General features: G+C 62.3%; 25 protein-coding genes and 1 pseudogene. 17 read left to right on the top strand and 9 right to left on the bottom strand.

The window, feature by feature from the left end:
* The first annotated feature begins 3 nt into the window (after positions 1 to 3).
* Positions 4 to 1,509, top strand: a complete 1,506-nt coding sequence (locus tag ACIQTW_RS16025; protein ID WP_402938725.1) for an APC family permease — start codon at positions 4 to 6, stop codon at positions 1,507 to 1,509.
* A gap of 65 nt (positions 1,510 to 1,574) precedes the next feature.
* Here ACIQTW_RS16025 and ACIQTW_RS16020 read toward each other — a convergent pair whose 3' ends face one another.
* Positions 1,575 to 2,138: a hypothetical protein gene (locus ACIQTW_RS16020; RefSeq protein WP_402938722.1), complete on the bottom strand. Its 564-nt coding sequence runs from the start codon at positions 2,136 to 2,138 to the stop codon at positions 1,575 to 1,577.
* 512 nt (positions 2,139 to 2,650) lie between these two features.
* On the opposite strand from ACIQTW_RS16020, the gene ACIQTW_RS16015 reads away from it, so the two are divergent.
* Positions 2,651 to 3,034, top strand: coding sequence for a VOC family protein (locus ACIQTW_RS16015; protein ID WP_402938719.1), 384 nt, complete (start codon positions 2,651 to 2,653; stop codon positions 3,032 to 3,034).
* Between the two features lie 54 nt (positions 3,035 to 3,088).
* Here ACIQTW_RS16015 and ACIQTW_RS16010 read toward each other — a convergent pair whose 3' ends face one another.
* On the bottom strand, positions 3,089 to 3,538 hold the full coding sequence (locus ACIQTW_RS16010) for a DUF5997 family protein (RefSeq protein ID WP_309074704.1): 450 nt from the start codon (positions 3,536 to 3,538) through the stop codon (positions 3,089 to 3,091).
* Positions 3,539 to 3,571: 33 nt separating this feature from the next.
* On the opposite strand from ACIQTW_RS16010, the gene ACIQTW_RS16005 reads away from it, so the two are divergent.
* On the top strand, positions 3,572 to 4,297 hold the full coding sequence (locus ACIQTW_RS16005; RefSeq protein WP_402938716.1) for a LysR family transcriptional regulator substrate-binding protein: 726 nt from the start codon (positions 3,572 to 3,574) through the stop codon (positions 4,295 to 4,297).
* On the opposite strand, the gene ACIQTW_RS16000 is transcribed toward ACIQTW_RS16005, so the two are convergent.
* Positions 4,298 to 4,996 (bottom strand): GntR family transcriptional regulator, encoded by a 699-nt coding sequence (locus tag ACIQTW_RS16000; RefSeq protein ID WP_402938713.1) that lies wholly within the window; start codon positions 4,994 to 4,996, stop codon positions 4,298 to 4,300. It abuts the gene before it with no gap.
* Between the two features lie 109 nt (positions 4,997 to 5,105).
* On the opposite strand from ACIQTW_RS16000, the gene ACIQTW_RS15995 reads away from it, so the two are divergent.
* The 6 genes and pseudogenes from ACIQTW_RS15995 to ACIQTW_RS15970 all read left to right on the top strand — a co-directional run bounded on the left by ACIQTW_RS15995 (position 5,106) and on the right by ACIQTW_RS15970 (position 10,720).
* Positions 5,106 to 5,864 carry a LamB/YcsF family protein gene (locus tag ACIQTW_RS15995; protein WP_402938710.1) on the top strand — a complete coding sequence of 253 codons (759 nt, stop codon included), beginning with the start codon at positions 5,106 to 5,108 and terminating at the stop codon, positions 5,862 to 5,864.
* A 46-nt stretch (positions 5,865 to 5,910) separates the two neighbouring features.
* Positions 5,911 to 7,260, top strand: a complete 1,350-nt coding sequence (locus ACIQTW_RS15990) for an MFS transporter (RefSeq protein WP_402938708.1) — start codon at positions 5,911 to 5,913, stop codon at positions 7,258 to 7,260.
* A gap of 6 nt (positions 7,261 to 7,266) precedes the next feature.
* A complete protein-coding gene (locus ACIQTW_RS15985) occupies positions 7,267 to 8,949 on the top strand; it encodes a 5-oxoprolinase/urea amidolyase family protein (protein WP_402938706.1) in 1,683 nt (560 codons plus the stop codon).
* Between the two features lie 7 nt (positions 8,950 to 8,956).
* Positions 8,957 to 10,225, top strand: a pseudogene (locus ACIQTW_RS15980) (acetyl/propionyl/methylcrotonyl-CoA carboxylase subunit alpha); the annotation flags it as partial.
* A gap of 194 nt (positions 10,226 to 10,419) precedes the next feature.
* Positions 10,420 to 10,572 carry a DUF3918 family protein gene (locus ACIQTW_RS15975; protein WP_402939288.1) on the top strand — a complete coding sequence of 51 codons (153 nt, stop codon included), beginning with the start codon at positions 10,420 to 10,422 and terminating at the stop codon, positions 10,570 to 10,572.
* Positions 10,529 to 10,720: an acetyl-CoA carboxylase biotin carboxyl carrier protein subunit gene (locus ACIQTW_RS15970; RefSeq protein ID WP_402939285.1), complete on the top strand. Its 192-nt coding sequence runs from the start codon at positions 10,529 to 10,531 to the stop codon at positions 10,718 to 10,720. Before ACIQTW_RS15975 ends, ACIQTW_RS15970 begins: the two co-directional genes overlap by 44 nt.
* A gap of 22 nt (positions 10,721 to 10,742) precedes the next feature.
* On the opposite strand, the gene ACIQTW_RS15965 is transcribed toward ACIQTW_RS15970, so the two are convergent.
* The gene (locus ACIQTW_RS15965; RefSeq protein WP_402938704.1) at positions 10,743 to 11,996 is read right to left on the bottom strand and encodes a D-arabinono-1,4-lactone oxidase; all 1,254 of its coding nucleotides are present in this window, start codon (positions 11,994 to 11,996) and stop codon (positions 10,743 to 10,745) included.
* 128 nt (positions 11,997 to 12,124) lie between these two features.
* Between ACIQTW_RS15965 and ACIQTW_RS15960 the strand changes: the two genes are divergently transcribed.
* Complete coding sequence (locus ACIQTW_RS15960) at positions 12,125 to 13,129, top strand: LacI family DNA-binding transcriptional regulator (protein ID WP_402938701.1); 1,005 nt, start codon at positions 12,125 to 12,127, stop codon at positions 13,127 to 13,129.
* Here ACIQTW_RS15960 and ACIQTW_RS15955 read toward each other — a convergent pair whose 3' ends face one another.
* From ACIQTW_RS15955 to ACIQTW_RS15945, 3 genes are all read right to left on the bottom strand, one after another.
* Positions 13,130 to 14,125 carry a bile acid:sodium symporter family protein gene (locus ACIQTW_RS15955; protein ID WP_091464361.1) on the bottom strand — a complete coding sequence of 332 codons (996 nt, stop codon included), beginning with the start codon at positions 14,123 to 14,125 and terminating at the stop codon, positions 13,130 to 13,132.
* A 150-nt stretch (positions 14,126 to 14,275) separates the two neighbouring features.
* Positions 14,276 to 15,772 carry a SulP family inorganic anion transporter gene (locus tag ACIQTW_RS15950; RefSeq protein WP_402938697.1) on the bottom strand — a complete coding sequence of 499 codons (1,497 nt, stop codon included), beginning with the start codon at positions 15,770 to 15,772 and terminating at the stop codon, positions 14,276 to 14,278.
* A gap of 22 nt (positions 15,773 to 15,794) precedes the next feature.
* Positions 15,795 to 16,901, bottom strand: coding sequence for a GTP pyrophosphokinase family protein (locus ACIQTW_RS15945; protein WP_011772837.1), 1,107 nt, complete (start codon positions 16,899 to 16,901; stop codon positions 15,795 to 15,797).
* A 110-nt stretch (positions 16,902 to 17,011) separates the two neighbouring features.
* Here ACIQTW_RS15945 and ACIQTW_RS15940 point away from each other — a divergent pair, with 110 nt between their 5' ends.
* Positions 17,012 to 17,833: an alpha/beta hydrolase gene (locus ACIQTW_RS15940; RefSeq protein ID WP_402938694.1), complete on the top strand. Its 822-nt coding sequence runs from the start codon at positions 17,012 to 17,014 to the stop codon at positions 17,831 to 17,833.
* Positions 17,834 to 17,873: 40 nt separating this feature from the next.
* Positions 17,874 to 18,812 (top strand): carbohydrate kinase, encoded by a 939-nt coding sequence (locus ACIQTW_RS15935; protein WP_402938692.1) that lies wholly within the window; start codon positions 17,874 to 17,876, stop codon positions 18,810 to 18,812.
* A gap of 6 nt (positions 18,813 to 18,818) precedes the next feature.
* Here ACIQTW_RS15935 and ACIQTW_RS15930 read toward each other — a convergent pair whose 3' ends face one another.
* Positions 18,819 to 19,880 carry a glutathione S-transferase family protein gene (locus ACIQTW_RS15930; protein ID WP_402938689.1) on the bottom strand — a complete coding sequence of 354 codons (1,062 nt, stop codon included), beginning with the start codon at positions 19,878 to 19,880 and terminating at the stop codon, positions 18,819 to 18,821.
* 69 nt (positions 19,881 to 19,949) lie between these two features.
* On the opposite strand from ACIQTW_RS15930, the gene ACIQTW_RS15925 reads away from it, so the two are divergent.
* A complete protein-coding gene (locus tag ACIQTW_RS15925) occupies positions 19,950 to 20,759 on the top strand; it encodes an HAD family hydrolase (protein WP_402938686.1) in 810 nt (269 codons plus the stop codon).
* Between the two features lie 68 nt (positions 20,760 to 20,827).
* A complete protein-coding gene (locus tag ACIQTW_RS15920; RefSeq protein WP_402938683.1) occupies positions 20,828 to 21,652 on the top strand; it encodes an isocitrate lyase/phosphoenolpyruvate mutase family protein in 825 nt (274 codons plus the stop codon).
* Positions 21,653 to 21,683: 31 nt separating this feature from the next.
* Here ACIQTW_RS15920 and ACIQTW_RS15915 read toward each other — a convergent pair whose 3' ends face one another.
* A complete protein-coding gene (locus tag ACIQTW_RS15915; protein ID WP_402938681.1) occupies positions 21,684 to 22,550 on the bottom strand; it encodes an SDR family oxidoreductase in 867 nt (288 codons plus the stop codon).
* Between the two features lie 136 nt (positions 22,551 to 22,686).
* On the opposite strand from ACIQTW_RS15915, the gene ACIQTW_RS15910 reads away from it, so the two are divergent.
* The 3 genes from ACIQTW_RS15910 (at position 22,687) to ACIQTW_RS15900 (ending at position 24,235) form a co-directional block, all read left to right on the top strand.
* Positions 22,687 to 22,956: a hypothetical protein gene (locus tag ACIQTW_RS15910; protein ID WP_402938679.1), complete on the top strand. Its 270-nt coding sequence runs from the start codon at positions 22,687 to 22,689 to the stop codon at positions 22,954 to 22,956.
* A gap of 13 nt (positions 22,957 to 22,969) precedes the next feature.
* Positions 22,970 to 23,767: a glycerophosphodiester phosphodiesterase gene (locus ACIQTW_RS15905; RefSeq protein ID WP_402938676.1), complete on the top strand. Its 798-nt coding sequence runs from the start codon at positions 22,970 to 22,972 to the stop codon at positions 23,765 to 23,767.
* Positions 23,768 to 23,956: 189 nt separating this feature from the next.
* Complete coding sequence (locus ACIQTW_RS15900) at positions 23,957 to 24,235, top strand: hypothetical protein (RefSeq protein WP_402938673.1); 279 nt, start codon at positions 23,957 to 23,959, stop codon at positions 24,233 to 24,235.
* Positions 24,236 to 24,253 lie beyond the last annotated feature (18 nt).

The following is a 24,253-nucleotide window of genomic DNA, read 5'->3' as shown; positions in this document are numbered from 1 at the left end:
CCCATGTCAACTGCACCAAAGACGGTCCAGTCGAAAGAAACATCATCCCTGAGTGAAAAGGGACTGAAAGCCGGATCGGTGGGCCTGATCGGCGCCGTCGTGATTGGTGTTTCCTGCATCGCACCCGCGTACACGCTCACCGCGGCCCTTGGCCCCACCGTGTCCGAAGTTGGTGTGCACCTTCCTGCCATCTTCCTGGTGGGCTTCATCCCCATGCTGCTGGTGGCGCTTGGCTACCGTGAACTGAATAATGCAATGCCCGACGCCGGTACCTCCTTCACGTGGGCAACTCGTGCCTTCGGGCCGTGGATCGGTTGGATGGGTGGCTGGGGGCTGATCGCGGCAACCATCATCGTCTTGTCCAACCTTGCCGCGGTCGCCGTGGACTTCTTCTACCTGATGCTCGCGCAGATTTTCAGCAACCCGGAGTTGGGAGAGCTCAGCAAAATCCTGCCGCTGAATATCGCTACCACGTTGGTGTTCATTGCCTTGGCTTGCTGGATTTCGTACCGCGGCATGGAGACCACCAAGGGCGTCCAGTACGTGCTGGTGGCCTTCCAGTTGCTGGTGCTGGGCTGGTTCGCGGTATCAGCATTCGTCCACGTATCAAACGGGACGGCCTTCGACGCCACCGCCATTTCGCCCGACTGGTTCAACCCTTTTGCCGTGGACTCCTTCTCCTCGTTCGCCGCGGGTGTGTCGCTCTCGATCTTCATTTACTGGGGGTGGGACGTCACCCTCACAATGAACGAGGAGACGAAGAACCCCGAGAAGACCCCGGGCCGTGCAGCGACCATCACTGTGCTGGTCATCGTGATCATCTACATGACCGTTGCCTTGGCTACGCTCTCCTTCGCTGGCGTGGGCGAGACCGGTTTGGGCGCCGGCAACCCCGAAAACCAGTCCAGTATTTTTGCCGTGCTTGCCGGTCCTGTGATGGGTCCCTTCGCGATCCTCATGTCGCTGGCCATCCTGAGCAGCTCGGCAGCGTCCCTGCAGTCCACGTTCGTTTCGCCGGCGCGCACCATGCTGGCCATGGGTCACTACCGCGCCATCTCGCCGCGCTTCGGCCGTATCAGTCCCACTTACAAGTCGCCCAGCTTCGCGACGATCGCGGCTGCGATCGCTGCCGCCGGTTTCTACGTGGTCACCCGGACCGTGTCCGAGAATGCGCTGTGGGACACCATTACCGCCTTGGGCATGATGATCTGTTTCTACTACGGCATCACCGCCCTGGCTTGCGTCTGGTTCTTCCGGGCTGCGGCGTTCAGTGGTGTCCGTCCGTTCTTCTTCAAGTTCCTGGCACCTTTGTTGGGAGGCGTGATCCTACTGGTCATGTTCGTGAAGACGGCCATGGATTCGATGGACCCGGAGTATGGCTCCGGCTCATCCGTTGGCGGTGTGGGCTTGGTGTTCGTGCTGGGAATGGGCGTGATCCTGCTTGGCGTGGTGGTCATGCTGGTGATGTACCGGCTGCGTCCTGAGTTCTTCAAGGGCAAGATTCTGTAGTTCGCCCCGCCTCCGTCGAGATGGCATTTAATGCCCATGTTGTTGTGTGAGATTGGCGTTAAGTGTCATCTGGGCGACGGCAAGGCGGCCGTCGGGACGCCTGCTGCCCTTTCGGCGGCTGCCAAAGCTTCCGCGAGTCGCTCGACGGCGGCACGGTAGTCAGTTCCGGCTGTCACCTTGCAGTACTCCGCCTCGCGCATGGCCCGCGTAAGAGCCGCTGTTTCGGCAGTCCTGACGTCGGTCATGGCCGGAAAATCGATGGTCCGCGCAGGATCGAGCTCGTACTGGCGCCACTGCGCCAGGATCCTTTCGTGGCGGGCTGCGTCGTCCGGAAAACCAGCACGACGTCGGGGCTCAGCTGCGTGGATGCGCTCCACTTTGCGGATACTTACCAGTGTTCCTGCCGCTGTGGCGATGCCGACGAAAACCATGATGAGCCCGGCCGGGGCCCATTGCACGGCAGGGACCAGAATGGCGGGCGCTATGACAACAAGCCCCCCGAACACGTCCCAAAAGAGCCCGTCCGGCTCCTGGCCGCGGCCGTGTGTCAGTTTCCTGTGAAGGACATAAGTGGTTGCTGCGGTTGCGAGAACCAGAGCTACACCCCACAGGAGCATCATGGCGGGCATCGGACCACCTCCAGGCGAATTCGCTGCTTTGAATTCAGTATGCGGCAGTGTCTGCTTGGGCGACAGGGGTGCGCGGGAGGCTCCCGCAAATCGGATAGTCAACTCTCGGTAGACTCTGTTCCAGTGGGCAAGAGCCTGCCGCATCGTTAACAAACAAAAGACCCGACTGCAATCGGGTCTTTGTTCAGCGCGATGCGCTCTTTGGTGCGATTCAAGGGCTTACTCCTTGATGCTCACGCCTCCAGAGTATGCCCCTTCGCGGGCGGCGTGCAAGCACTCCGACCGCGGTCGCACCCTTCCTCAGTGAGGGGGTGCACCATGTCTCGACGACGAAATCGTCCCGAGCCCTGGGGCCGCCTGAACCTGCTGGTCAGTCTCGCGCGTTTTGCGTGGGAGATCGTCCGCTCGTTCTGGCACCTGAAACCCTAATGGGTTGGCGACGGTCGCGGGCTTGTCCGTGGCCGTCGTCCCCGGGGGCTCTGTTGTCGGACCCTGGGCGTAGCCTTGGCAGCATGAGACTGAAAATGTGCAGCATCCATGTCAAGGACCCCGCAGCAGCCCATGTCTTCTACACGGAGACACTGGGCTTCGAGACCTTGATGGCCATGCCGGAGTACAACCTGTTCATCATTAAGGATCCCGGCGCGGACAACAGCAATTCGGCTGGGCTGCTGCTGGAGCCCAGTGACAACCCCATCGCCTCGAACTATATGAACGCCCTGCATGAGTCCGGCCTGGCAGCCATCACCTTCGGCGTGCCCGATGTCCAAGCTGAGTATGAGCGCTTGCTTGCTGCCGGTGTGAAGTTCCAAGGTGAACCCTCCGAGGATCCTTCAGGCGTCAGCGCAGTGTTCGACGACGGTTGCGGCAACTTCATTCAGCTTCACCAGGATTAGCCGCGCTTAAACAACTGTGGCCGGGACACTGGTCCCGGCCACAGTTAGTGAAACCTACGCGTGATCGCGCTTGGAGGTCTTCGGAGCATCACGCTTTGCAGCGGCGTTGTCCCGGGCTTCCTTCGTGGCGGCCTTCTTGGCAGCCTCATCCTTGACGCGCTGCGCCTCGGAGCGGACAGCAGCGTGTGTGGCGCGCTCGGTGACCAGCCACTGCGGCGGAGCCTGCAGCAGTTCGGTGATTTCCGCCGTCGTAAGCGCATCCTCGACGCCGCCGCGGGCGAGTCCGCTGATGGAGATGTTGAGCTTCTGCGCGACTACCGGGCGCGGGTGCGGGCCGTTGCGGCGCAGTTCGGCGAGCCACTCAGGCGGGTTGGCCTGGAGTTCGGCGAATTCCTCGCGGGAGATGGACGAATCCTGGAACTCCTGGGGTGTTGCGGGCAGGTAGATGCCGAGTTTCTTGGCAACTGTTGCCGGCTTCATGGACTGGGAGTTCGAGGACGTCATGCTTCAAGGGTATCTGGCCGGTACTGTGAGTGTGTGCCAGACGCTGAAGATTCCGCCGAAACAACCGAACCCCTAGCCGGCCTCCGCTTCGCCTATGTTGCCGGTGTGACTCCTGGGAAATGGATCCGGCGGTGGGAAGAACGGATGCCCAACTTCCCCTTGCACTCGTTCATGTCCGACGACGACGCTCAGGTCTCAGTGCTGCGTGACGGCACCGCTGACCTCAGCTTCGTTCGGTTGCCCGTGGACCGCGAAGGACTAAACGTCATCCCTTTGTATGAAGAGCAGCCCGTGGTGGTCGCTCCCAAGGGACACGAGATCTCGGTGTTTGAGGAAGTTGCCCTGGATGACCTCGCTGAGGAGAACTTCCTGGATATCTACGAGATGGGCGGCCCGGATATGGCGCTCCAGGTGGTGGCATCCGGCGCCGGACTGGCCATCCTGCCAATGTCCGTTGCGCGGCACCTGAACGTGAAGGACACGGTCATGCGCCGCCTGACCGGCGCTCCCGGAACCCAAATCGGCTTGGCCTGGCTGGTTGGAACTGATAGCCCGGTGATCGAAGAATTCATTGGGATCGTGCGTGGGCGGACAGCTCAGAGCTCCCGCCAGCCTTCAGCCCAGCAGGAAAAGCCCAAGAAGGCGCCGAAGCCTGATCGTCGTGGCGGTGGCCCCAAGAAGCCGGCAGTCGCGCAGCGCTACGCCCCGAATCCGGACAAGGGTCGCGGCAAGGGTTCTCGCAAGAAGGGCAAACGCTGACTAGCCGCCGTGGATTGCGGTCTGCTGCTGCTCTGAACGGTTGAGGTAGGCAAGGAGCAAGTCCCCGGCGCTCTCCAGCTCGCCAGCTTCCAAAGCTGAGCAGATCTGCTCATTCTCCTTCAGCCAGTCGCTGTAGAAGTGGGCGTTCATGGTGGCTTTGTGGAAGTAGAGCCGCATCTCAGCCAGGATCTGCGCCATGATCGTGTTCAGCCGGTTGCTCTCGGCGAGGGCGACGATGGCACCGTGAAAATGTTGGTTAGCGCTGCCCAAGCCTTCATTGTCGTTGTCCGCAGCCGCCCGCTTGCCTTCTTCGACGGCGGCCCTGACGGCGGCGATACGCTCCGGAGAACCACCCGCACGGATAGAGCTCACCTCGATTGCGCGGCGAACCGTGTAGACGTCGTGGATGTCGCCTGCTTCAAGGGTGGCAACGAACACACCCTTATTGGGCTGGCGGAGAAGCAGCCGCTCCGCTGCCAGCTCGGCGAATGCCTCACGGACCGTGTTCCGGGAGACGCCTAGATCCTCGGCAATGGTGGCTTCAGTAAGTTTGGCGCCCGGGACCAGGAAACCTTCGGCCAGTTGATAGCGCAGTTCTTCGGCGACCCTCTCGGCAACTGACGGTACCTTCATGCGGACCCGTGCCCGCGCGCTATCAAGGCCAACGTGGTCTTTCTTTCCCTGATCTGCATTGGCCATGACACCAAAAATACACGATTGCCGAAAACTAGGATCGCTGGATCGTTGAACAATCCAGCGAAATGGTGCATGCTGGATGTAACGCACATCACGAGGCAGGGATCACATCATGGCAATCATCGATTTGAACAGCGACGTCGGCGAGTCGTTCGGGCGCTGGACGCTCGGCGATGACTCAGCCATGTTCGAGTCCGTCTCCAGTGCAAACGTTGCTTGCGGATTCCATGCTGGCGATCCCAGCGTCATTCGCAGCACCTGCGAAAAGGCGGCCAAGGCCGGCGTCGTTATTGGCGCCCATGTCGGCTACCGCGACCTCGCTGGATTCGGCCGCCGCTTCATGGACATCGACCCCGTGGAACTAGCTGATGACGTGGTTTATCAGATCGGCGCGCTTCAGGCGTTGGCGGGCACTACGGGTGCCAGCGTCCAGTACGTAAAACCCCACGGCGGCCTGTACAACGCGATCGTCAAGCACACGGCCCAGGCCCGCGCTGTGGTGGAGGCTGTGAAATCGGTTGACCCCAACCTTCCGATTCTTGGCCTTCCCGGCTCCGAAGTCCTGCGCCTCGCAGAGGAAGTAGGCCTTCGCGGCGTTGCCGAAGCATTCGCGGACCGGGCTTACAACCCGGACGGAACACTCGTCCCGCGGTCCCAAGCGGGGGCCGTGTTGAACGACCCGGCCGAAGTAGCAGAGCACGTCCTGCGAATGGCCACTGAACAAGCCGTCAGAACCATTGACGGTTCCATCCTAAAAATCCGCGCAGAAAGTATCTGCGTGCATGGTGACTCACCCGGGGCCGTCGCGATGGCCACCGCTGTGAAGTCTGCTCTGAGCGACGCCGGCGTCGGAGTCGGCTCGTTCCTCTAGCCCGCCCGGGCTTCCCGCACTATCCCTCATCCCCCCGGAGGACATCATGACCAGCACCAACAATGTACCCAAGGCAGCGACAAGGAAGCCGCCGCCCGGTGCCATCAAGGCGTACGTTGCCAGCCTTACCGGCACGTCACTTGAGTACTACGACTTCGCTATTTACTCGGTGGCCTCGGCCCTCGTGTTCCCCAAAATCTTCTTCCCGGGCAACGACGAATTCGTCGCGTTGCTCCTGTCCTTCTCAGCCTTTGCGGTTGGTTACCTGGCCCGACCGATTGGTGGCGTCATCTTCGGCCGCCTGGGCGACAAGATCGGCCGTAAGTACGTGCTGGTTTTCACCCTCGTCCTGATCGGCGTCGCTACGGTCCTCATTGGTGCGCTGCCTGACTACTCAGTGATCGGCGTCGCGGCCCCCACCATTCTTGTGCTGCTGCGATTGGCGCAGGGCATCGGCGTGGGCGGTGAATGGGGCGGCGCAGTGCTGCTTTCCAGCGAATTCGGTGACCCGAACAAGCGCGGTTTCTGGTCCTCTGCGGCCCAGATCGGCCCGCCCGCCGGCAACCTCATGGCTAACGGTGTTCTGGCCATTCTTGCCGCTTCGCTCAGCGAAGAGGCCTTCCTCTCCTGGGGCTGGCGCGTAGCCTTCCTGGCCTCCGCACTCTTGGTGGTCTTCGGCCTGATCATCCGGCTCAAGCTCGAAGAAACGCCTGTGTTCAAGGCGATCCAAGCCCACGGCGATCGTCCCAAGGCGCCCATCAAGGAAGTCTTCACCACCCAGCCCAAGGCGTTGGTGGCTGCGGCGCTCTCACGCGTTTGCCCGGATATCCTTTACGCGCTCTTCACGGTGTTCGTTGCTGTCTACGCCACCAAGGAACTGGGCATGACCACCGGCAACGTGCTGTCCGCCATCCTGATCGGCTCGGCTTTCCAGCTGTTCCTGATCCCGGCGGCAGGTGCACTGACGGACCGCTTCAACCGTCGCTGGGTCTACGGCATCGCGGCAGCGGCTACCGCCGCCTATATCCCGCTGTTCTTCCTGATGATTCAGGGCAAGTCCGTAGCCATGCTGACCATCGGCACCGTCATTGGCTTGGCGCTCCACGCCTTCATGTATGGCCCGCAGGCCGCATTCATCACCGAGCAGTTCCCGGCCCGCCTTCGCTACGCCGGCAGCTCCTTGGCATACACCCTGGCTGGTGTGATCGGTGGAGCTGTTGCTCCCATCATCTTCACAGCGCTCTACGGTGCCGCTGGCGGCGGCTGGTACCTGATCGCCGTCTACATCCTCGTCGCAGCTGTCGTCACGATTGTGGGCATGCTCCTGGGCCGCGACCCCAAGCCGGAAGAAGACGTCCGTTTGATGCAGGGGACGCACGCTCAGCCGGCGGCGTAGCGAAAGATGGATACCGTGATGCAAACCACCACCGCGAAAAGGGTTCGCTCTGTCAGGCCCGTTGGCACCCGTGCCGTCCTGGCCGAACTGGACAGCCTGCAGGATGTCCTCGCCCTTCAGGACATGCTCTACAAGTCCCCGCTTCCCGGCCAAGTGGACGTTCTTGCGGCTGCGGAAACTGTGATGGTGGTCGGCGAGTCGGCGGCTGCAACCCGCGCCATTGGAGCGCGACTCATGGAGTTGGAACTGACGGTGCCGGAGGTCACTGACTCGGGGCTGGTGGTCATCGATACCGTGTACGACGGCGACGACCTCGCCGATGTTGCTGAGCTGACGGGACTGAGCGTAGACGGCGTCGTAGCTGCGCACACGGGACAAATCTGGACAGTGGCCTTTGCCGGCTTCGCACCCGGCTTTGGCTACATGGTGGGGGAGAATGAGGCCCTTACGGTGCCGCGACGCTCATCCCCACGTACAGCTGTTCCTGCTGGTTCCGTAGCCCTCGGTGGACAATACTCCGCCGTCTACCCACGCCGTTCTCCGGGAGGTTGGCAGTTGATCGGCCGGACAGGGGCCCGGATGTGGGACCTTGACCGTTCCCAACCTGCCTTGGTTCGGCCAGGGGATCGGGTGCAGTACCGCGCGGTCCGCGAGGTTGTGACGGCTAAAGCACCATCGAGCGGTGAAACCCAGGCGCGTGAACCCGAAAAGGAGCATCACGTTGAGTCCGGTGTTCGGATTCTCAACCCTGGTGCGCAGAGCCTGATCCAAGATCTCGGCCGCCGAGGCTACGGTCCACTGGGTGTCTCTGCTGCAGGTGCGCTGGACAGGGCATCGCTAAGGCGGGCCAACCGGCTGGTCGGAAACGCATCGTCGGCCGCGGCGATCGAATCCGTCAATGGCGGACTCACGGTGGAAGCCGTTGGCGACCAAGTAATTGCTGTGACAGGGGCGCCGACGACGCTGACTATCGAGTCGCCGTCGTGGTTTGATTCCGACAGCGGATCCGACGACGACATCCAGCCGGGCGCGAAGCGAACCGCTCGGATGGCCGAACCCTTCGCATTGCTCGACGGCGAAATACTCACCTTGGGTGCTCCGGAGTCGGGGTTCCGGAACTATGTGGCGATCCGTGGCGGAGTGGATGTCCCGGAGGTGCTGGGTAGTCGCTCGGCAGACACGATGTCCGGAATAGGACCTGCCCCGTTGGTAATCAGGCAGGTCCTCCCAGTGGGTGGTGCTACAGAGTCCACAGCTGTTGGAAGCCCCGAATTGCAACCTGAATTCCCGGGGGACGGAGTCACAGTGCTGGATGTCATCCCCGGGCCGCGGGCTGACTGGTTTGACCAAGAGGCGCTGGATTCCCTCTGCGGCCAGGAATGGCTGGTCACTCCCCAATCCAACCGTGTAGGCATGCGGCTGGACGGCACCCCGCTGAAGCGCACGCGGGAAGGCGAACTTCCCAGCGAGGGCACCATGGCAGGAGCGCTCCAGATCCCACCTGCGGGACTGCCCGTTCTCTTTCTGGCGGATCACCCCATCACAGGTGGTTATCCGGTGATCGGCGTGGTGCGTGACGAACACCTTGATCTCGCAGCACAGGTCCCCATCGGCGGAAAGATCCGCTTCCGGCTTGTACCGGATTCCCCAGACTTCACCACGACTTTTACGAAGACCCCAGAGAAGTGAGTATTTGATGCGCAAGGTCCTGATCGCGAACCGTGGCGAAATCGCTGTCCGCGTCGCCCGAGCCTGCGACGACGCCGGTATCCTTTCGGTCGCCGTTTATGCAGACATTGATGCCGACGCAATGCACGTTGGTGCTGCTGATGAAGCCTTTAGCCTGGGCGGAAATTCGCCGGCTGACACCTACTTGAACATCGGGAAGCTGCTTGCCGTTGCGGCGGAGTCCGGGGCAGACGCTGTCCACCCCGGGTATGGTTTCCTTTCCGAGAACGCGGACTTTGCGAAAGCGGTGCTCGACGCCGGACTCGAGTGGATCGGTCCCTCACCGGAGTCGATACGTCAGTTGGGCAACAAGATCACGGCCCGGGAAATCGCAGTCCGTGCCGGAGCCCCGTTGGTAGCCGGCAGCGACGGTCCCGTCTCTTCTGCTGCGGAAGCTCGGGCCTTCGCGGAGGAACATGGACTTCCACTCGCCATCAAGGCTGCGTTTGGTGGAGGCGGCCGTGGACTGAAGGTGGTTCGCGAGCTCGCAGAAGTGGAAGAGGCCTTCGATTCTGCAGTCCGGGAAGCTGTGGCTGCCTTTGGTCGTGGCGAGTGCTTCGTGGAGCAGTACCTTGACCGGCCCCGGCATGTGGAAGCTCAGATCATCGCGGACAAGCTCGGCAACGTCGTTGTGGTGGGCACTCGTGACTGCTCCCTCCAACGTCGCCACCAGAAGCTCGTGGAAGAGGCTCCCGCACCCTTCCTCAGTGACACGCAACGCCAGCAGATTTACGACGGCGCCAAGGCAATTGTGCGTGAAGCCGGCTACTACGGTGCCGGAACCGTGGAGTTCCTGGTCTCCGCTGACGGAGCCGTGGCCTTCCTTGAGGTCAACACCCGCCTTCAGGTGGAGCACCCCATCACTGAGGAGACTTCCGGGATCGACCTCGTCCAAGAGCAGTTCCGAATTGCTGCCGGCCTTCCCCTGAGCATCAGTGAAGATCCCGTGGCTCGGGGACACTCCTTCGAGTTCCGCATCAATGCCGAGGATGTGGGCCGCGGCTTCCTGCCCTCGCCGGGGACCGTGGAACTCTTTGAAGTACCAACTGGCCCGGGTATCCGCGTAGACACAGGCGTCCGTTCGGGTTCGTTTGTCGCCCCGCAATTCGACTCTTTATTGGCCAAGCTGATCGTCACCGGTGCTGATCGGCAGCAGGCCCTTCGCCGCTCGCGGCGTGCCCTGGCCGAAATCAATATCAGGGGGCTCGCGACGGTCCTGCCGTTCCACCGCGCAGTCTTGGAATCCGAGGACTTCACGTCCGTTGCCGGAATGCGAGTCCACACCCGGTGGATCGAGACCGACTTCGCAGACCAGATCCCTGTGGACCCCGAATACAACGTGGTGGCCCCGGAAGGGAAGCGGCGCACCATCACCGTTGACGTGGACGGCAAGCGGCTCGCAGTAGGACTGCCCGCAGACCTTCTGGACGGCTGGGCTCGTTCGGGGCAGGGCATTCCTGCTTTTACTACGCCGACCGAAACGACGGGTTCTCTCATCGACTCCGGCGACTCTCCCGCCGAATCCGCCCTGGTCTCCAGCATGGCCGGGACCGTAGTGAAGTGGCTGGTGGAACCCGGCACTGACGTCGCAGCCGGGGATCCGTTGGTGGTCCTGGAGGCCATGAAGATGGAAACCCAGGTCTCGGCACACCGTGCAGGCACTCTCTCCGAGGTGTTGTCAGAGCCTGGCGGAGTGGTCACAGCCGGCGCCGTGCTGGCTCACATCGAGTAGCTGGCCGTACCGAAGCAGCCAGCTAGGCGTGTGTTGCCGCAGGGATGCCAAGCACGCTGTCCAGCAGCTCATTCCGGAACTTGCCGGATGGGTCGTTGGTTTGGACCAGGGACCGGAAATCCTCGAACCGCGGATAGAGAGAAGCGAAGTCGTACTGGCTGGGCGTGAACAGTTTGCCCCAGTGCGGGCGCGCACCGAACGGACGGAGGGCCTCCTCGAGCTCCGGGAGCACCCCTTCTACCTCGGCCTGCAGCGGCTTCCACGTGAAGTGGAGTGCCACGCTTTGCTGCTGGTAGAAGGGGCTAAGCCAGAACTCATCAGCGGCCACGGTGCGGATTTCGGAGACGAACAGGAGCGGTGCGAGCTTGTCGGCCAGTCCCCGGACAGCCTGCAGCGCGGCCGGCGCCTGTTCCAGCGGCAAGAGGAACTCGCTTTGCAGCTCCTCGCCGTTGCTGGGCGTGAATTCGTGGCGGAAGTGCGGCAAACGGTCAAGCCACTTGCCGGCCACATCCAGCTGCTCGGTGCAGTTCTCCGCGGACATGTCCGGCAAGGGATGCATGGCAGCCGTTGCAGCGGTCGCCCCAAACAGGTCAGGCAGCGGAGCTTCAGTGTCCAGTGCCTTGAGCCAAACCTGGGGAATGGTGTCGCCGGTGTAATCGGTGAAGAAGCTGACACTGTAAGCACTCGAAGCGATGGCCTGGAAGTTCGCCAGTGCGCCCTCCCAGGACAAGTTGGTGAGCACGCGCTGTCGTACCTCATAGCTCGGCCGGACAGCGAGCTCCAGCCCTGTGACGATGCCAAGCGCGCCCATTCCCACCACGCTGGCGAGAAATTCGTCGTCGTCCGCCGTGAGGGTCACCAGCTCGCCGGAGGCGCGCACCAGGTCAACACTAACGACGGCGGCAGCCAGGGAGGGATTGTTGACTCCACTGCCGTGCGTGCCGGTTTGGATGGCACCCGCGACGGAGATGTGCGGGAGGGAGGCGAGGTTGTGGATGGCGTATCCCTGTTCCTCAAGCGGGCGGCCGAGGGCTCCGTAGCTGATGCCACCGCTGACTTTGACGGTGCCCTTCGCGCCGTCCAAAACAACTTCCTGGGGGAGGGCATCGAGCAGGAGGTGGGTGCCGTCGGTGTCGGCAACCGAGTTGAAGGAGTGCCGGGAACCCAGGGGCTTGATCCGCGTCGCGTGGGCTACAAGCTCGCGCAGCTGCTCCACAGTGGTGGGCCGCTGGACGTCCGCAGACGAATACTCAAGATTTCCTGCCCAGTTCTTCATTGAATGATCTCCCGCTTGTATTTGTAGGCTCCCGCAATTGTTAACGTTCACAACTAATTGCGTCAAGGGGAGTCCACTGCGGTTGCGGATAGAGTTCAAGAAATCCGCTGTCTACCAGGAGCCGCAACGTGAGCAAGGGATCCAAGCCCACCATCCGGGATGTGGCACTAGCGGCGGACGTATCGCTGACCACTGTCTCCTATGTGCTTTCGGGACGTCACGGTGGCACAACGCGGATCAGCCAGCCCACACAGGATCGGGTATTGGCAGCGGTCAAAGAACTGGGCTATGTACCCAATCAGGCCGCGCGGGGTATGCGTCGCGGCAAAACGGACGTGGTTGCCGTAGCAATCGGAGACCTTGAATGGCCTTGGGATCGCGCGCTTGCCACCGCCGCTGCGAATATTTTGCCGCAGCACGGCTACCAACCAGTGATCCTGCTGGGCGACGACTGGCGGAAGTTCATGATGTCCGGGGGCGCCGACGGCATCATCATCGGCTACTTCCCCGAAGCAAAGTCCGATGATGAAACCGTCACCGAACTCGCTCGCCGCGGCGTTGCCCAAGTTGTCATCTCAGGCACCATGACACCGGCGGGGTTCGACGTCCTTGCTCCTGAAACCGACGCTGGCCTTGCGGAGTGCATGGAGTTCCTCACGGCGTCGCACCGAAGAATCGCATGCATCCGAAGGGCTGATCCGGCGGGCCGACCAAAGAGCCGCTTTGCCGCCTACGCAGCCGGGCTGGAGAAGGCGGGCATTCCCTTGGACGCATCCTTGGTTAGGACCTCACATCACCGCCCGGCCACTGCCTATCGGTCCGCCCTGGAATTGCTCCAACTCCCGGACCGACCCACGGCCATCCTCTGCACCGACGACATGGAAGCGCTGCAGACGATCCGAGCCGCCTACCGCCTTGGCCTCCGCGTCCCCGAGGACGTCCAGATCGTCGGCGTCGGGAATTCCACCGAGGGCCAGGACTACGATCCGGCTCTGACGACTGTTGGGCCGGACCCAATCTTCGAGCAGGTTGTCCGGATGCTGCTGGACCGGTTGGCGGGAACCACCCCGGCCGAGGGCATCCGGGTTGCGTCACCGTGGAAGCTGCACCGCCGCGGCACGACGGAGGGCTAGCTAGTCCTTCAGGGGACGCCGTGCCAGCCAAGCGGCAACGATCGCACCCGAGATGTTGTGCCACAGCGAGAACACGGCCGACGGCAGCGCTGCCAGGGGGCTGAAGTGTGCGGTGGCCAACGTCGCGGCCAGGCCGGAGTTTTGCATTCCCACCTCGAACGCCAAGGCACGGCGTGCTTTGTCGTCCAGACGGCCAAGCTTGCCTGCCAAGTATCCGAGGCCCAGCCCGAAACCGTTGTGGAGGACTACCGCCAGGAACACAATGGCCCCCGCGGCAACGATCTTGCTGGCGCTACCGGCCACGACGATCGCCACGATCAGTGAAATCACGACGGCGGACGCCCACGGAAGTGCCGGGAGAACCTTTGCGACGAGCTTCGAAAGAAAGAGTCGGGCCACGAGCCCTGCGATCACCGGCAGCAGCACGGTCTTCACGATGTCCAACACCATGGCGCCCGCATCGATGTGGAGGAAGGACCCGGCCAGGAAGAGAGTCAGCGCGGGGGTCACGATCGGCGCGATCAATGTGGAGACCGAGGCAACAGCTACAGACAGAGCAACGTCGCCCTTGGCCAGGAATGCCATGACGTTCGAAGCGGTGCCGGAGGGCGCGCAGCCGACCAGAATCAGGCCAACGGCCAGCTCTGGTGGCAACTGCAGGAGCACGGCAATGAGCCATCCAGCGCCGGGCATGATCACATAGTGCGCCACGATGCCCAGTGCTACCGCCCACGGACGCCGGGCCACGGAAGCGAAATCCGGCGGGGTCAGCGTGAGCCCCATGCAGAACATGATGACGCCCAGAAGGTAGGGAACCGCGACGCCCATGGGCTTGAAGAGGTCCGGGATGAGGAACCCCAGGATGCCTGCAACCACTACCAACAGCGGGAACACTGTGACCGCGATACGCGCAATCTTGGCTTCAGCTGCAAGCGCTGCATTGACGGGCGCAGTGGGTTCTTCGGTTTTCGCTGGTGAATTGGTTGCCTCAAGCATTCATCAATGCTCACACCCGCACTGTGGCCGCCACTAATTCTTTACTTGCAGAGGAGCGTATATGTCAGATGACCGCTGTTTGTACCCAAGTAGGTCGCAGTTAAGGCCGTTATGAGCGCTCAAAACGGCCTTAACTGCGACCTACTTGGGTTAGGAGTTAAGCTTTCCTGCCAGCCGCTCGCGCATACGAACGCTGGCCTCGTTGAGCCCGATGAACTCCACTTCACGGCCGTGATTCCGGTACTTCTCAGTCACCGAATCAAGCACTGCCACCGTGGAGGCGTCCCAAATATGCGAGCCATGCAGATCGATGATCACGCGATCTATGCCGTCCGAGGAATCTTTCGCATAATCGAACTGCGTGTACAGGTCGTTCGATGAAGCAAAGAACAGTTCGCCGTCCACTGTGTACGTCGCGACAACTTCGCCATTGAGTTCGAGTTCCGTCCGCTCCACAGTTGCGAAATGGGCCACGCGCCGCGCAAACAGCACCATAGCGGTCAAGACGCCGACGCCGACACCCACCGCGAGGTTGTGCGTAGCCACTACGGCGACAACCGTAATGAGCATGACGGCGGTCTCCGATTTGGGGAGCCGTTTGAGCGTGGAGGGGAGGACGGAGTGCCAGTCGAAGGTGATCAGCGAAACGAAGATCATCACGGCCACTAGGGCGGCCATGGGGATCTGGCCCACAACATCCCCCAGGACAACTACCAGCACCAGCAGAAACACGCCGGCCAGGAACGTGGAGAGCCGGCTTCGAGCCCCTGAGCCCTTGACGTTGATCATGGTTTGGCCGATTACTGCGCAACCACCCAGACCACCAAGGAATCCGGTGACAATGTTCGCCGCACCTTGACCCCAGGAAACGCGGGTCTTGTTGGAACGCGTGTCTGTGATGTCGTCCACCAGCTTGGCTGTCATCAATGACTCGAGCAGGCCCACCAGGGCCATGGAGAGAGCGAACGGCGCAATGATCTGGAACGTCTCCAGGTTCAGGGGCACGTTTGGCAGGAAGAATCCGGGCAGGCTGTCGGGGAGTTCACCTTTGTCACTGACGGTTGGAACATCGATGTTGCCAAGCGCGGTAACCAACGTGATGGCCACGATCGCGACCAACGGCGCAGGAATGGCTGTGGTGACCCGGGGCAGCCCGAACACGATCACCAAGCCCACAATGACAATCGGATAGACCATCCACGGCACGTTGAAGAGCTCCGGCATCTGGGACATGAACACCAGGATGGCCAGGGCGTTTACGAACCCGATCATGACGGACCTGGGGATGAAACGCATCAGCTTGGTGACGCCGAGGACTGCAAGGATGATCTGGAAGACACCCGCCAGGATGATCGTGGCAATCAGATAGTCCAGCCCGTGTTCTTTCATCACTGGCGCGATTACCAAGGCCACGGCACCAGTGGCAGCGGAGATCATGGCGGGCCGCCCGCCCACAATGGCCGTGACCACGCCCATGGTGAAGGACGCGAAGAGACCGATGCGCGGATCCACCCCGGCGATCACCGAAAACGCAATGGCTTCGGGGATCAAAGCCAACGCCACTACGAGTCCCGCAAGGGATTCCGTCAGCAGGCGGCGGGGCGAACGGAAGGTCGCCCGCAGTGACATTAGTTGCTCGGGAGTCATGGGTCCTTAAAGTGCAGTTGTCCTAGAGCGCAGTCTGGCGGTAGCGCTCAATCTGCTTAAGGCGCCGCTGGAGGCTGTCGCGCCGCGGGTGCGGGACGACGTCGGGCGCCTCAGCGGTGAGATCAATGTGTTCGGTTCCGTACTGCCACAACAGGAGGTCATCCAAGAGACGGTCCGGGCCGGGGGAGTAGCGGTGGTCCAAGGCCTTGCGGACCTCTGTGATCCGGTTGGCGCTGAGCAGACCCGCAAGCTCTACGGTCTTGGTGAGTCCGTGGGCGGCGAGTAGTTCGGCAGCCCATCCCCAGTCGTCATCAACTTTACGGTCAACGTGCGGCAAAAGCGTTCGCCATACGTCCCGGACCCTGTTGGGGGTCAGGGGCATGCCGCCGTCGCCCTCGAGATCCCAATAGCCGCGGACTTCCTCGTAGCGCTCGTGAAGATCAGCAAAGGCGCTCTCCACGGTTTCCAACATGGCGGCGGTGGCCGTGAACTGGCGGTCGAAATGTGGCGTCCAAGCGCGCGGGTCTTCGGCCTTGAACCGGATGTCATGCTCGATCTCGCTCCAAGCGTGGGCAAACACGGTTCGGATCTGGCACTCGAAGAAGTAGCTGCCATTTGCGGGCATGTCCGGGTTGAAGACGTGTTGGTACTCCTTCACGGCCTCGTTCTGGATGGTGCGCAGAATGAGGTGGCGGCTGGAATAGCCGTAGGTTCCGGACTCAATGGAGCCGATGTCCTTCTCGCGGTCGCCGCGGCAATCGAAAAGTTGCCGCTGGCGCTTAATGATGTTGGCCACCGCTGCGTTTTCCGCGGGTAGCTTGGTGATGACGCGGATGCCGACCATGTCGTTCAAAGTGCGGAACGGATCCGGGAACTTGAGCACACGTGGCCCGCCGGGTTCCAGAGGGTCATCCGTCCGGGAAATCTTTTCGCGGAAGGACTCGACCGTTTTGGTCCGTCCCGTGACGAACAGCGGAGTGACCTCGGCATCGTTCAACATGTCACGCAAAGTGAGCAGCACATCGCGTGTGACCCGCTTCAGGGCGGGGCGAACACGCTCGTAGAGCGCCACGTTCGCATCCACTGCGTCGCGCTGAGCCTGGTCCAGGCTGTCCCAATTGCTTGCCATGCCCCCAGCTTACGGGGCGGGTCCGACACTCAACTGAGCCACCCGCCGTCGGGGTGCCTCTAGCCAAACTTCCGAAACGTCACGATAGGCTCAGTACAAAGGAGGGCGCAATGTTGCGGCACAAGTACAGCTACGGCGAACACCCCAGTCAATGGGGCGAACTCTTCATACCTGAACCGTCCAACGGAAACCATCGCGGCGCATCAGCTGTGGCCGGTGGAATCGCCGTTGTGATCCACGGGGGCTATTGGCGCTCACAGTACGGCGCTGAGCTCGGCGAGCCCTTGGCGCGCGACCTCGCAGCGCACGGCATAACCGCCTGGAACCTCGAGTACCGGCGTGCCGGGAACGGCGGTGGTTGGCCCCATACTTTCGAGGACATCCTGGCCGGCATCGACCATTTGTCCCATATTGCCGGCGATCATGACCTCAAACTCGGCAAAGTGGTGGCACTCGGTCACTCAGCCGGCGGACACCTCGCAGTGTGGGCCGCCGGCCGGCAGCGGCTTTCCGCAATCGGAACGCCCGACGCCGACCGCCAACTTCAGCGCGGACCGGAGGACAACGCTGTTCACCTCACAGGCGTCGTCAGCCAGTCGGGCCTCCTCAACCTTGCGGCCGCGGAGAAGTTGAACCTTAGCAACGGTGCTGTCTGCAACCTCATGGGCGGGGATTCCCATAGATTCCCCAAACGGCATAAATACGCCGACCCCATGAGTTCGCTGCCCATTGACGTCCCCGTCTACGCCGTGCATGCCACGGATGACGAGGACGTTCCTGTGAGCCAGTCCGAAGCATACGTCGCGGCGGCAATGGCGGCAGGGAGTGCAGCCCAGTTGCTGCGCGTCCCGGGCGACCACTTCGACCTGATCGATCCCAAGGCCGTGGCCTACAAGAAGTGTCGCGAACTGGTGCAACGATTGCTCTCGTAACTGTTGGTCCCGGGCGGCCGTCCTCTGGCAGAGTGGTCCCATGCTGACAGTCATTGGTGAGGCCCTGGTCGACGTCGTTCAACGCTCCTCCGGGATCGAGGCGCATGTTGGAGGCAGCCCTCTCAATGTTGCCGTCGGTCTGGCCCGCTTGGATCATCCCGTGCAGTTCATCGGTCGCTACGGCCGGGACGCGTACGGCGATTCCATTGCCGCGCACTTGCGGTCGAGTTCGGTGATGGTTCCGCTTCCGCCGGATGAGAAAGCAACCAGCGTGGCCACCGCGCAGATTGACGACGACGGCGCCGCCACCTACGTTTTCGACCTCGCCTGGGAGCTGCCCGGGCTCGCAGGACGTTTGCCGCTCATGTTGCAGGGCTCCACCCTGCTGCACACTGGGTCCATCGCCACGTTCCTGGAGCCGGGCGCTGCAGAGGTGCTTGCCGCCGTCGAGCATGCCCACCCGAGCAGCACTATCAGCTTCGACCCCAACTGCCGTCCCAGCATCATCACGGACGTCGAATATGCGCGAACCCAAGCCGAGCGCTTTGTGGTGCTTTCCGACGTCGTGAAGGCCTCGGATGAAGACCTTGAATGGCTCTATCCCGGTGTTGATCCAGTGGAATCCGCGCGTCGCTGGCTGTCTTTGGGCGGCACTGAGGGTCCGGCTTTGGTAGTTGTGACCAGGGGTTCACGTGGCCCGTGGGGAGTAACGATGGCCGGTGAAACTCAGGTTCCCGCACCATCCGTGAACGTTGTGGACACAGTGGGCGCGGGCGATTCGTTCATGGCGGGGCTCCTGTCCGCGATTGTGGATCACGGATTGGACGGTGCTCAGAACCGTGGCGCTTTGCGGGCAATGCCTGCAGAAACCCTGGCAGCCATCATGGATCACGCAACACGTGCGGCTGCCGTGACGGTGTCACGGGCCGGCGCCAATCCGCCCACGCGGGCTGAGCTCAACCACGGAGCGCATAAGTAAAGCTGCTTAGCCGGCCCCGTGCCCTGCAGCCACTTCCTCGCCCGCTTTCACCGGGCCTGGCGGAGTGCCGTCGCCGAAGGGGCTTCCGCCGAGGGATTCCCGTCCGTGATCAGTAAGCCATCCGGATAGGTCCGGGCCCACGGGGACAATCTTGGTGGGGTTAATATCCTCGTGCACCATGTAGTAGTGCTGCTTGATTTGCACGAAATCGATGGTGTCGCCGAACCCCGGCGTCTGGAACAGGTCCCTGGTGTAGGCCCACAATGCCGGCATCTCGCTCAGCTTGTTGCGGTTGCACTTGAAGTGGCCGTGATAGACGGCATCGAAGCGCGCCAAGGTGGTGAAGAGCCGGACGTCGGCCTCGGTGATCGAATCACCCACGAGGTACCGCTGGCTCGCTAGGCGCTCCTCCAGCCAGTCCAAGGCAGTCCACAGCCGGGTGTAGGCCGCCTCGTACGCTTCCTGGGATCCGGCGAAGCCGCACCTGTAAACGCCGTTGTTGACCTCGGTGAAGACGCGCTTGTTGACCTGGTCGATTTCTTCGCGCAGGTGCTCCGGGTACAGCTGTGGCGCTCCCGGGCGGTGGAACTCTGTCCATTCAGTAAAGAAGTCCAGCGTGATTTGGGGGAAGTTGTTGGTCACCACTGCGCCGCTGGGGACGTCCACCAAGGCCGGAACGGTGATGCCTCGGGGGTAATCCGGGAAACGGCGGAAGAATGCTTCCTGCAGTCGCTCGATGCCCAGCACGGGATCCTTGCCATCCGGATCCAAATCGAAGGTCCAGGAGCGGGCGTCGTGGGTGGGGCCAGGCTGGCCGAGGCTAATGACGTCCTCTAGGCCAAGAAGCCTGCGGACGATTACGGCACGGTTGGCCCACGGGCAAGCCCGGGCTGCAATCAACCGGTAGCGGCCCGGCTCCACGGGCCAGCCGGGCTCACCGTTCGGTCCGGCGGCACCGTCACGGGTGATGCGGTCCTCGATGTAATTGGTGTCCCGGGTGAACTCGCCACCAGTGACGTACGCCCCGCGGGTGCTGTGTTCTTCGACTTCGCTGGTCTTCTCACTCATGACTTCACACTATGCCGCGCTCCCCGAACCGCGCGACCTTGTGGGCCGTGGCCCACGTAGACTGGCCTGATGCGGCTCGTAGCAAGCGATATTGACGGCACCATCCTCGGTCACGACGGCAAAATCAGTGACCGGACCATCCAGGCGTTCCAGGCGTGCCGCGACGCAGGGGTGGAACTCGTCTTCGTCACGGGTCGTCCGCCGCGCTGGTTGTACCCGCTCCAGGAGCAGCTGGGTCACAGCGGAATCGTGATCTGTTCCAACGGCGCAGTGGTGTGGGATCTCGAAACCGAGAAAGCCCTGTCCTCGTGCGTTCTGGATGCCGAATCTGTCTTTGAAGCCCGCCGCATCATCAAGTCCATCAGGCCCGACGCCCTGTTCGCTGTGGAGACTCTCACGGGCTTCCAGCTTGAGCCGGGCTTCATCGAGAACGAAACCAGCGAGCTGCTTGCTGAGTTCACCCCCGCTCCGCTGGCGGAAACGCTCACGGCGGATGACGCCGTCGTGAAGTTCCTGGCGATCACCCGCAAGGGTACGCCGGACGAGTTCCTGGCTGAAGTGCAGCCGGCAGTCGCGCATTTGGTGAGCACCACGCATTCGGCGCCACGGACGGCAATGCTGGAGATGTCCGTTCCGGGCATCAACAAGGCTGTCACGCTGGCCAAGTACGCCGAGTCGCTGGGGATCGAAGCCGCGGACGTCGTGGCGTTCGGGGACATGCCCAATGACATCGAAATGCTCCGTTGGGCCGGCCACGGCTACGCGATGGCCAGTGGTCACCCGGAGGCCATCCTCGCCGCCGGGCAGCAGGCGCCGCACTTCGACGACGACGGCGTGGCCCAGATTCTCGAGGCGAAGCTCACCGAGCAGCGGGTCTAGTTTGGCGCTGCACTGGTGATGTCCGATTCCCGCCAGTCAGATTTCGCACCGGCTGGTGGAATGAACTCATGAGCTTCGAACATAACCAAACTGCCGCCCACTTCCGCTCCCTCCACACGAGCCACAAGCCACTGGCACTGAGCAATGCCTGGGATGTGGCCAGCGCCGTCATCACCGAGACAGCAGGTGCAACCGCAGTGGCCACTACTAGTGCAGGAGTTGCCTGGTCGCTAGGCCTGCCCGACGGCGACCGACTGGACCGGGAGCGCGCCGTGGCCGTAGTTGCCAGCATCGTTAACGCCGTCAACGTGCCCGTTACGGCGGACATCGAAGGCGGCTACTCCGAAACGCCTGAGGGAATCGCCACCACAGTCGCCGAGATTCTTGAGGCCGGTGCGGTGGGAATCAACATGGAAGATGGCTCCCGGGACCCCGGGGAATTCTGCGCCCGCATATCGGCCGCGCGGAATGCCGCAAGGAGCGTGGGCCGTGATCTGTTCATCAATGCACGCACCGACGTCTTCCTGGCCGGTGCCGGCACAGTGGAGCAGCAAATCGCGGAAGTCCTGGCCCGGGCCGAAAAGTACGTTGAGGCAGGTGCCGACGGGATCTTCGTCCCGGGAGCATCAGATGCAGGAACCATCGCCGCGCTGACCTCGGGGATATCCGTACCCGTCAACGTCATGGTGGGTGCGGGATCGCTCAACGTCGGCGAGCTCGGAGGGCTCGGCGTCTCCCGTGTCAGCCTCGGGTCCAGCATCGCGCAGGCCGCCTATGCCGTGGCGCAACGAGCAACCGAAGAGCTGAACACGGCGGGCACATATACCAGGGTTGCGGAAGCCATGGATTACGGCTTCCTCAACGGCATTATGGACACTTCGAAGAAGAACTGAGGGTGGAGGGCCTCCCTTCGCGCTTCAAGCGTCACGGGTGCCGCACGCCCTCACCGGCCAGCAAAGCGCGGTAGCCCTCCTTGTAAGTGGGAAAGGTGAGTTGGAAGCCGGTCGCCCGCAGGCGTTTGTTGGAACAGCGCTTGTCGCCCGGGCCGGCGTCGGACGCGTTCCCAGGTGCCGCCGTCGGGGGTTCCGGGCAGCCCATTTCAGAGGCGAGGAACCGCATGACATCGCCCATTTCCGCCGCGTGGTCATCGACGCCAACATAGACGGAATCCGGAGCTGCTTCCATGGTGGTGAGGTGCACGATCATGGCCGCGGCGTCGTCCCGGTGAACGCGATTGGTGTGCCGGGGTTCGGCCGGGATGACGGCCTTCCCGCTGCGGACCTGGTCGATCAACCGCGTGCGCCCAGGCCCGTAAATGCCTCCAAGCCTTAGGGAGATGGGCTCGGTGCGGGTCTCACGCGTCCGGCTAAACAACAGGTCTTCGGCTTCCACCAGTACCCTGCCGCTGAAGCGCGTGGGCTCCGTGGGCGTGGACTCATCCACAACAGCTCCACCGGAATCCTTGTACACGGCCGTTGAGGAGACGAACAGCATCCGCCGCGGTTCGATGGACTGCCGTTCCAGAGCGTTCAGAACGTTCTTCACGCCGTTCAAGTACGCCGCGCGATAGGCCTCTTCTGTGGACGTGTCGGCGGCTATGGCCACAACAACAATGTCCACGTCCTCGGGCAGTTCCGGCACTGCCTGGGAGAGATCCGCGAACATGCCCCTGATTTCCGCGGGTAGCTTGTCGGGGGAGCGGCGCAGGCCAACCACATTGTGGCCCGCAGCTGCGAAGCGCAGTCCAACTTCCGTTCCAAGGTCGCCGCAGCCGGCAATCAACACAGTCATGCCCCCAGTTTGTCAGTCCCGCAGTGTCACCTGGTTCCCAGCTTCCATACAACCGGCGTTCAACTTACAGCCGTAGGCTTCCAGCCAAGACCCGTTCGCACGGTTTATCTGTCTCATTCAATTTGTAGGGGGAACCATGGCTAAGCGTCGGATCAACAACGTCAATACGGCACCATTGCGGCGCATCGAACCGGATCATCACTGGCGTTCGCTTCGCCAGGGCGACCGCGTCAAAGTCATCCTGACGCCGGGTTTCGAGTCGGCTGGCGTGGTGGACGCCGTCACCGGCGATGCAACGGCGGTTTGGGTGGAGCTCGACGGCGGTCGCGGCCGGACATTGGTGCACGTCAGCGACGGCGTGGCGATCGTTCCGCAATCGACGACGGCGGTCCCGCAGGAGAGCTAGCCGGACCTTTGCGATGGGCTACGCTACGGGAGTGACGCTGCCCTATTTCCTTCGCAAGGACGGTTCGGTGGGCCCCTTGGCCTTCGCCCACCGGGGATTCTCGTTGGATGGCCTGGAAAACTCAATGGCCGCATTCCGGGCAGCCGTTGATCTTGGAACAGTGCACCTTGAAACGGACGTCCACACGACAGCTGACGGCGTACTGCTGGTGTTCCATGATTCTTCTTTGGACCGAGTGACTGATTCCGCAGGTAAGGTCGCGGAGCTGACCGCTGCCCAAGTTGCTGCTGCCCGAATCGGTGGAGTGGAGCCGGTTCCCACCTTCGACGAGATGGTTACTGCCCTGCCACATGTCCGGCTGAACTTGGACGTCAAGGATTGGAATTCTGTGGGCCCCATGGCAGCGGCCATTGAGAAGCATGGCGTGCACGACCGGGTTCTGGTCACCAGCTTCTCGGACAGGCGCCGCCGGGCAGTCCTTTCAAAGCTCTCCCGTCGAGTTGCATCCTCTGCAGGCAGCTCCCTGACAGCGCTCTTCGTCCTTCTCGGCCCCCTGCTTCCGGTTCCTTTGGCACGCAAGCTGCTTTCCGGCGTCGACGTCTTCCAGGTTCCTGTCCGCTACGGGCGGTTTCCCGTGGTGACGCCCGGATTTATCCGGCGGGCGCACCGGTGTGACAGGCAGGTTCATGTGTGGACGGTCAACGATCCCGTGGAGATGGAACGGCTGTTTGACCTTGGCGTGGACGGCATCGTGTCGGACAGGCTGGACCTCCTCAAGGAAGTCATGGTGCGCAGGGGCCAGTGGGTCTAAACCCCCGCCGAGTTGGCACTTAACACCCATGCCACGCTCCAACATGGGTGTTAAGTGGAGTCTCGGCGGAAGGAATTACTCAGTAGCCTTTCTATTTAAGCCGGATCGGCGCTAGGGTCGAAGTGTCCGTACTCTTCGCCGGCAGCATGACGCTCACTGCACCGGCACGGGAAGAAAGGAACCTGAAAAATGGCTTCGGAATCTCACACCACCACGGATCACGACGAAATCCGCAAATGGGTGGAAAGCAACGACGGTAAGCCGGCCAGCGTCAAGAAGACCGGCGACAAGAATGACGTGGGTATCCTGCGTATCGACTTCCCGGGAGGTGCCGGGGAGGATTCCCTCGACCACATCAGCTGGGACGAATGGTTCGAGAAGTTTGAGGAGAGCAAGCTCGCTTTCCTCTACCAGGCGAAGAAGGCCAGCGGTGAAGACAGCACGTTCTTCAAGCTGGTCAGCCGCTGATACCTCAACACAAGTACG

The organism is Paenarthrobacter sp. NPDC090517 (assembly GCF_044769165.1).
GTDB lineage: Bacteria > Actinomycetota > Actinomycetes > Actinomycetales > Micrococcaceae > Arthrobacter.
This window is presented reverse-complemented; position numbering and strand designations above follow the sequence as displayed.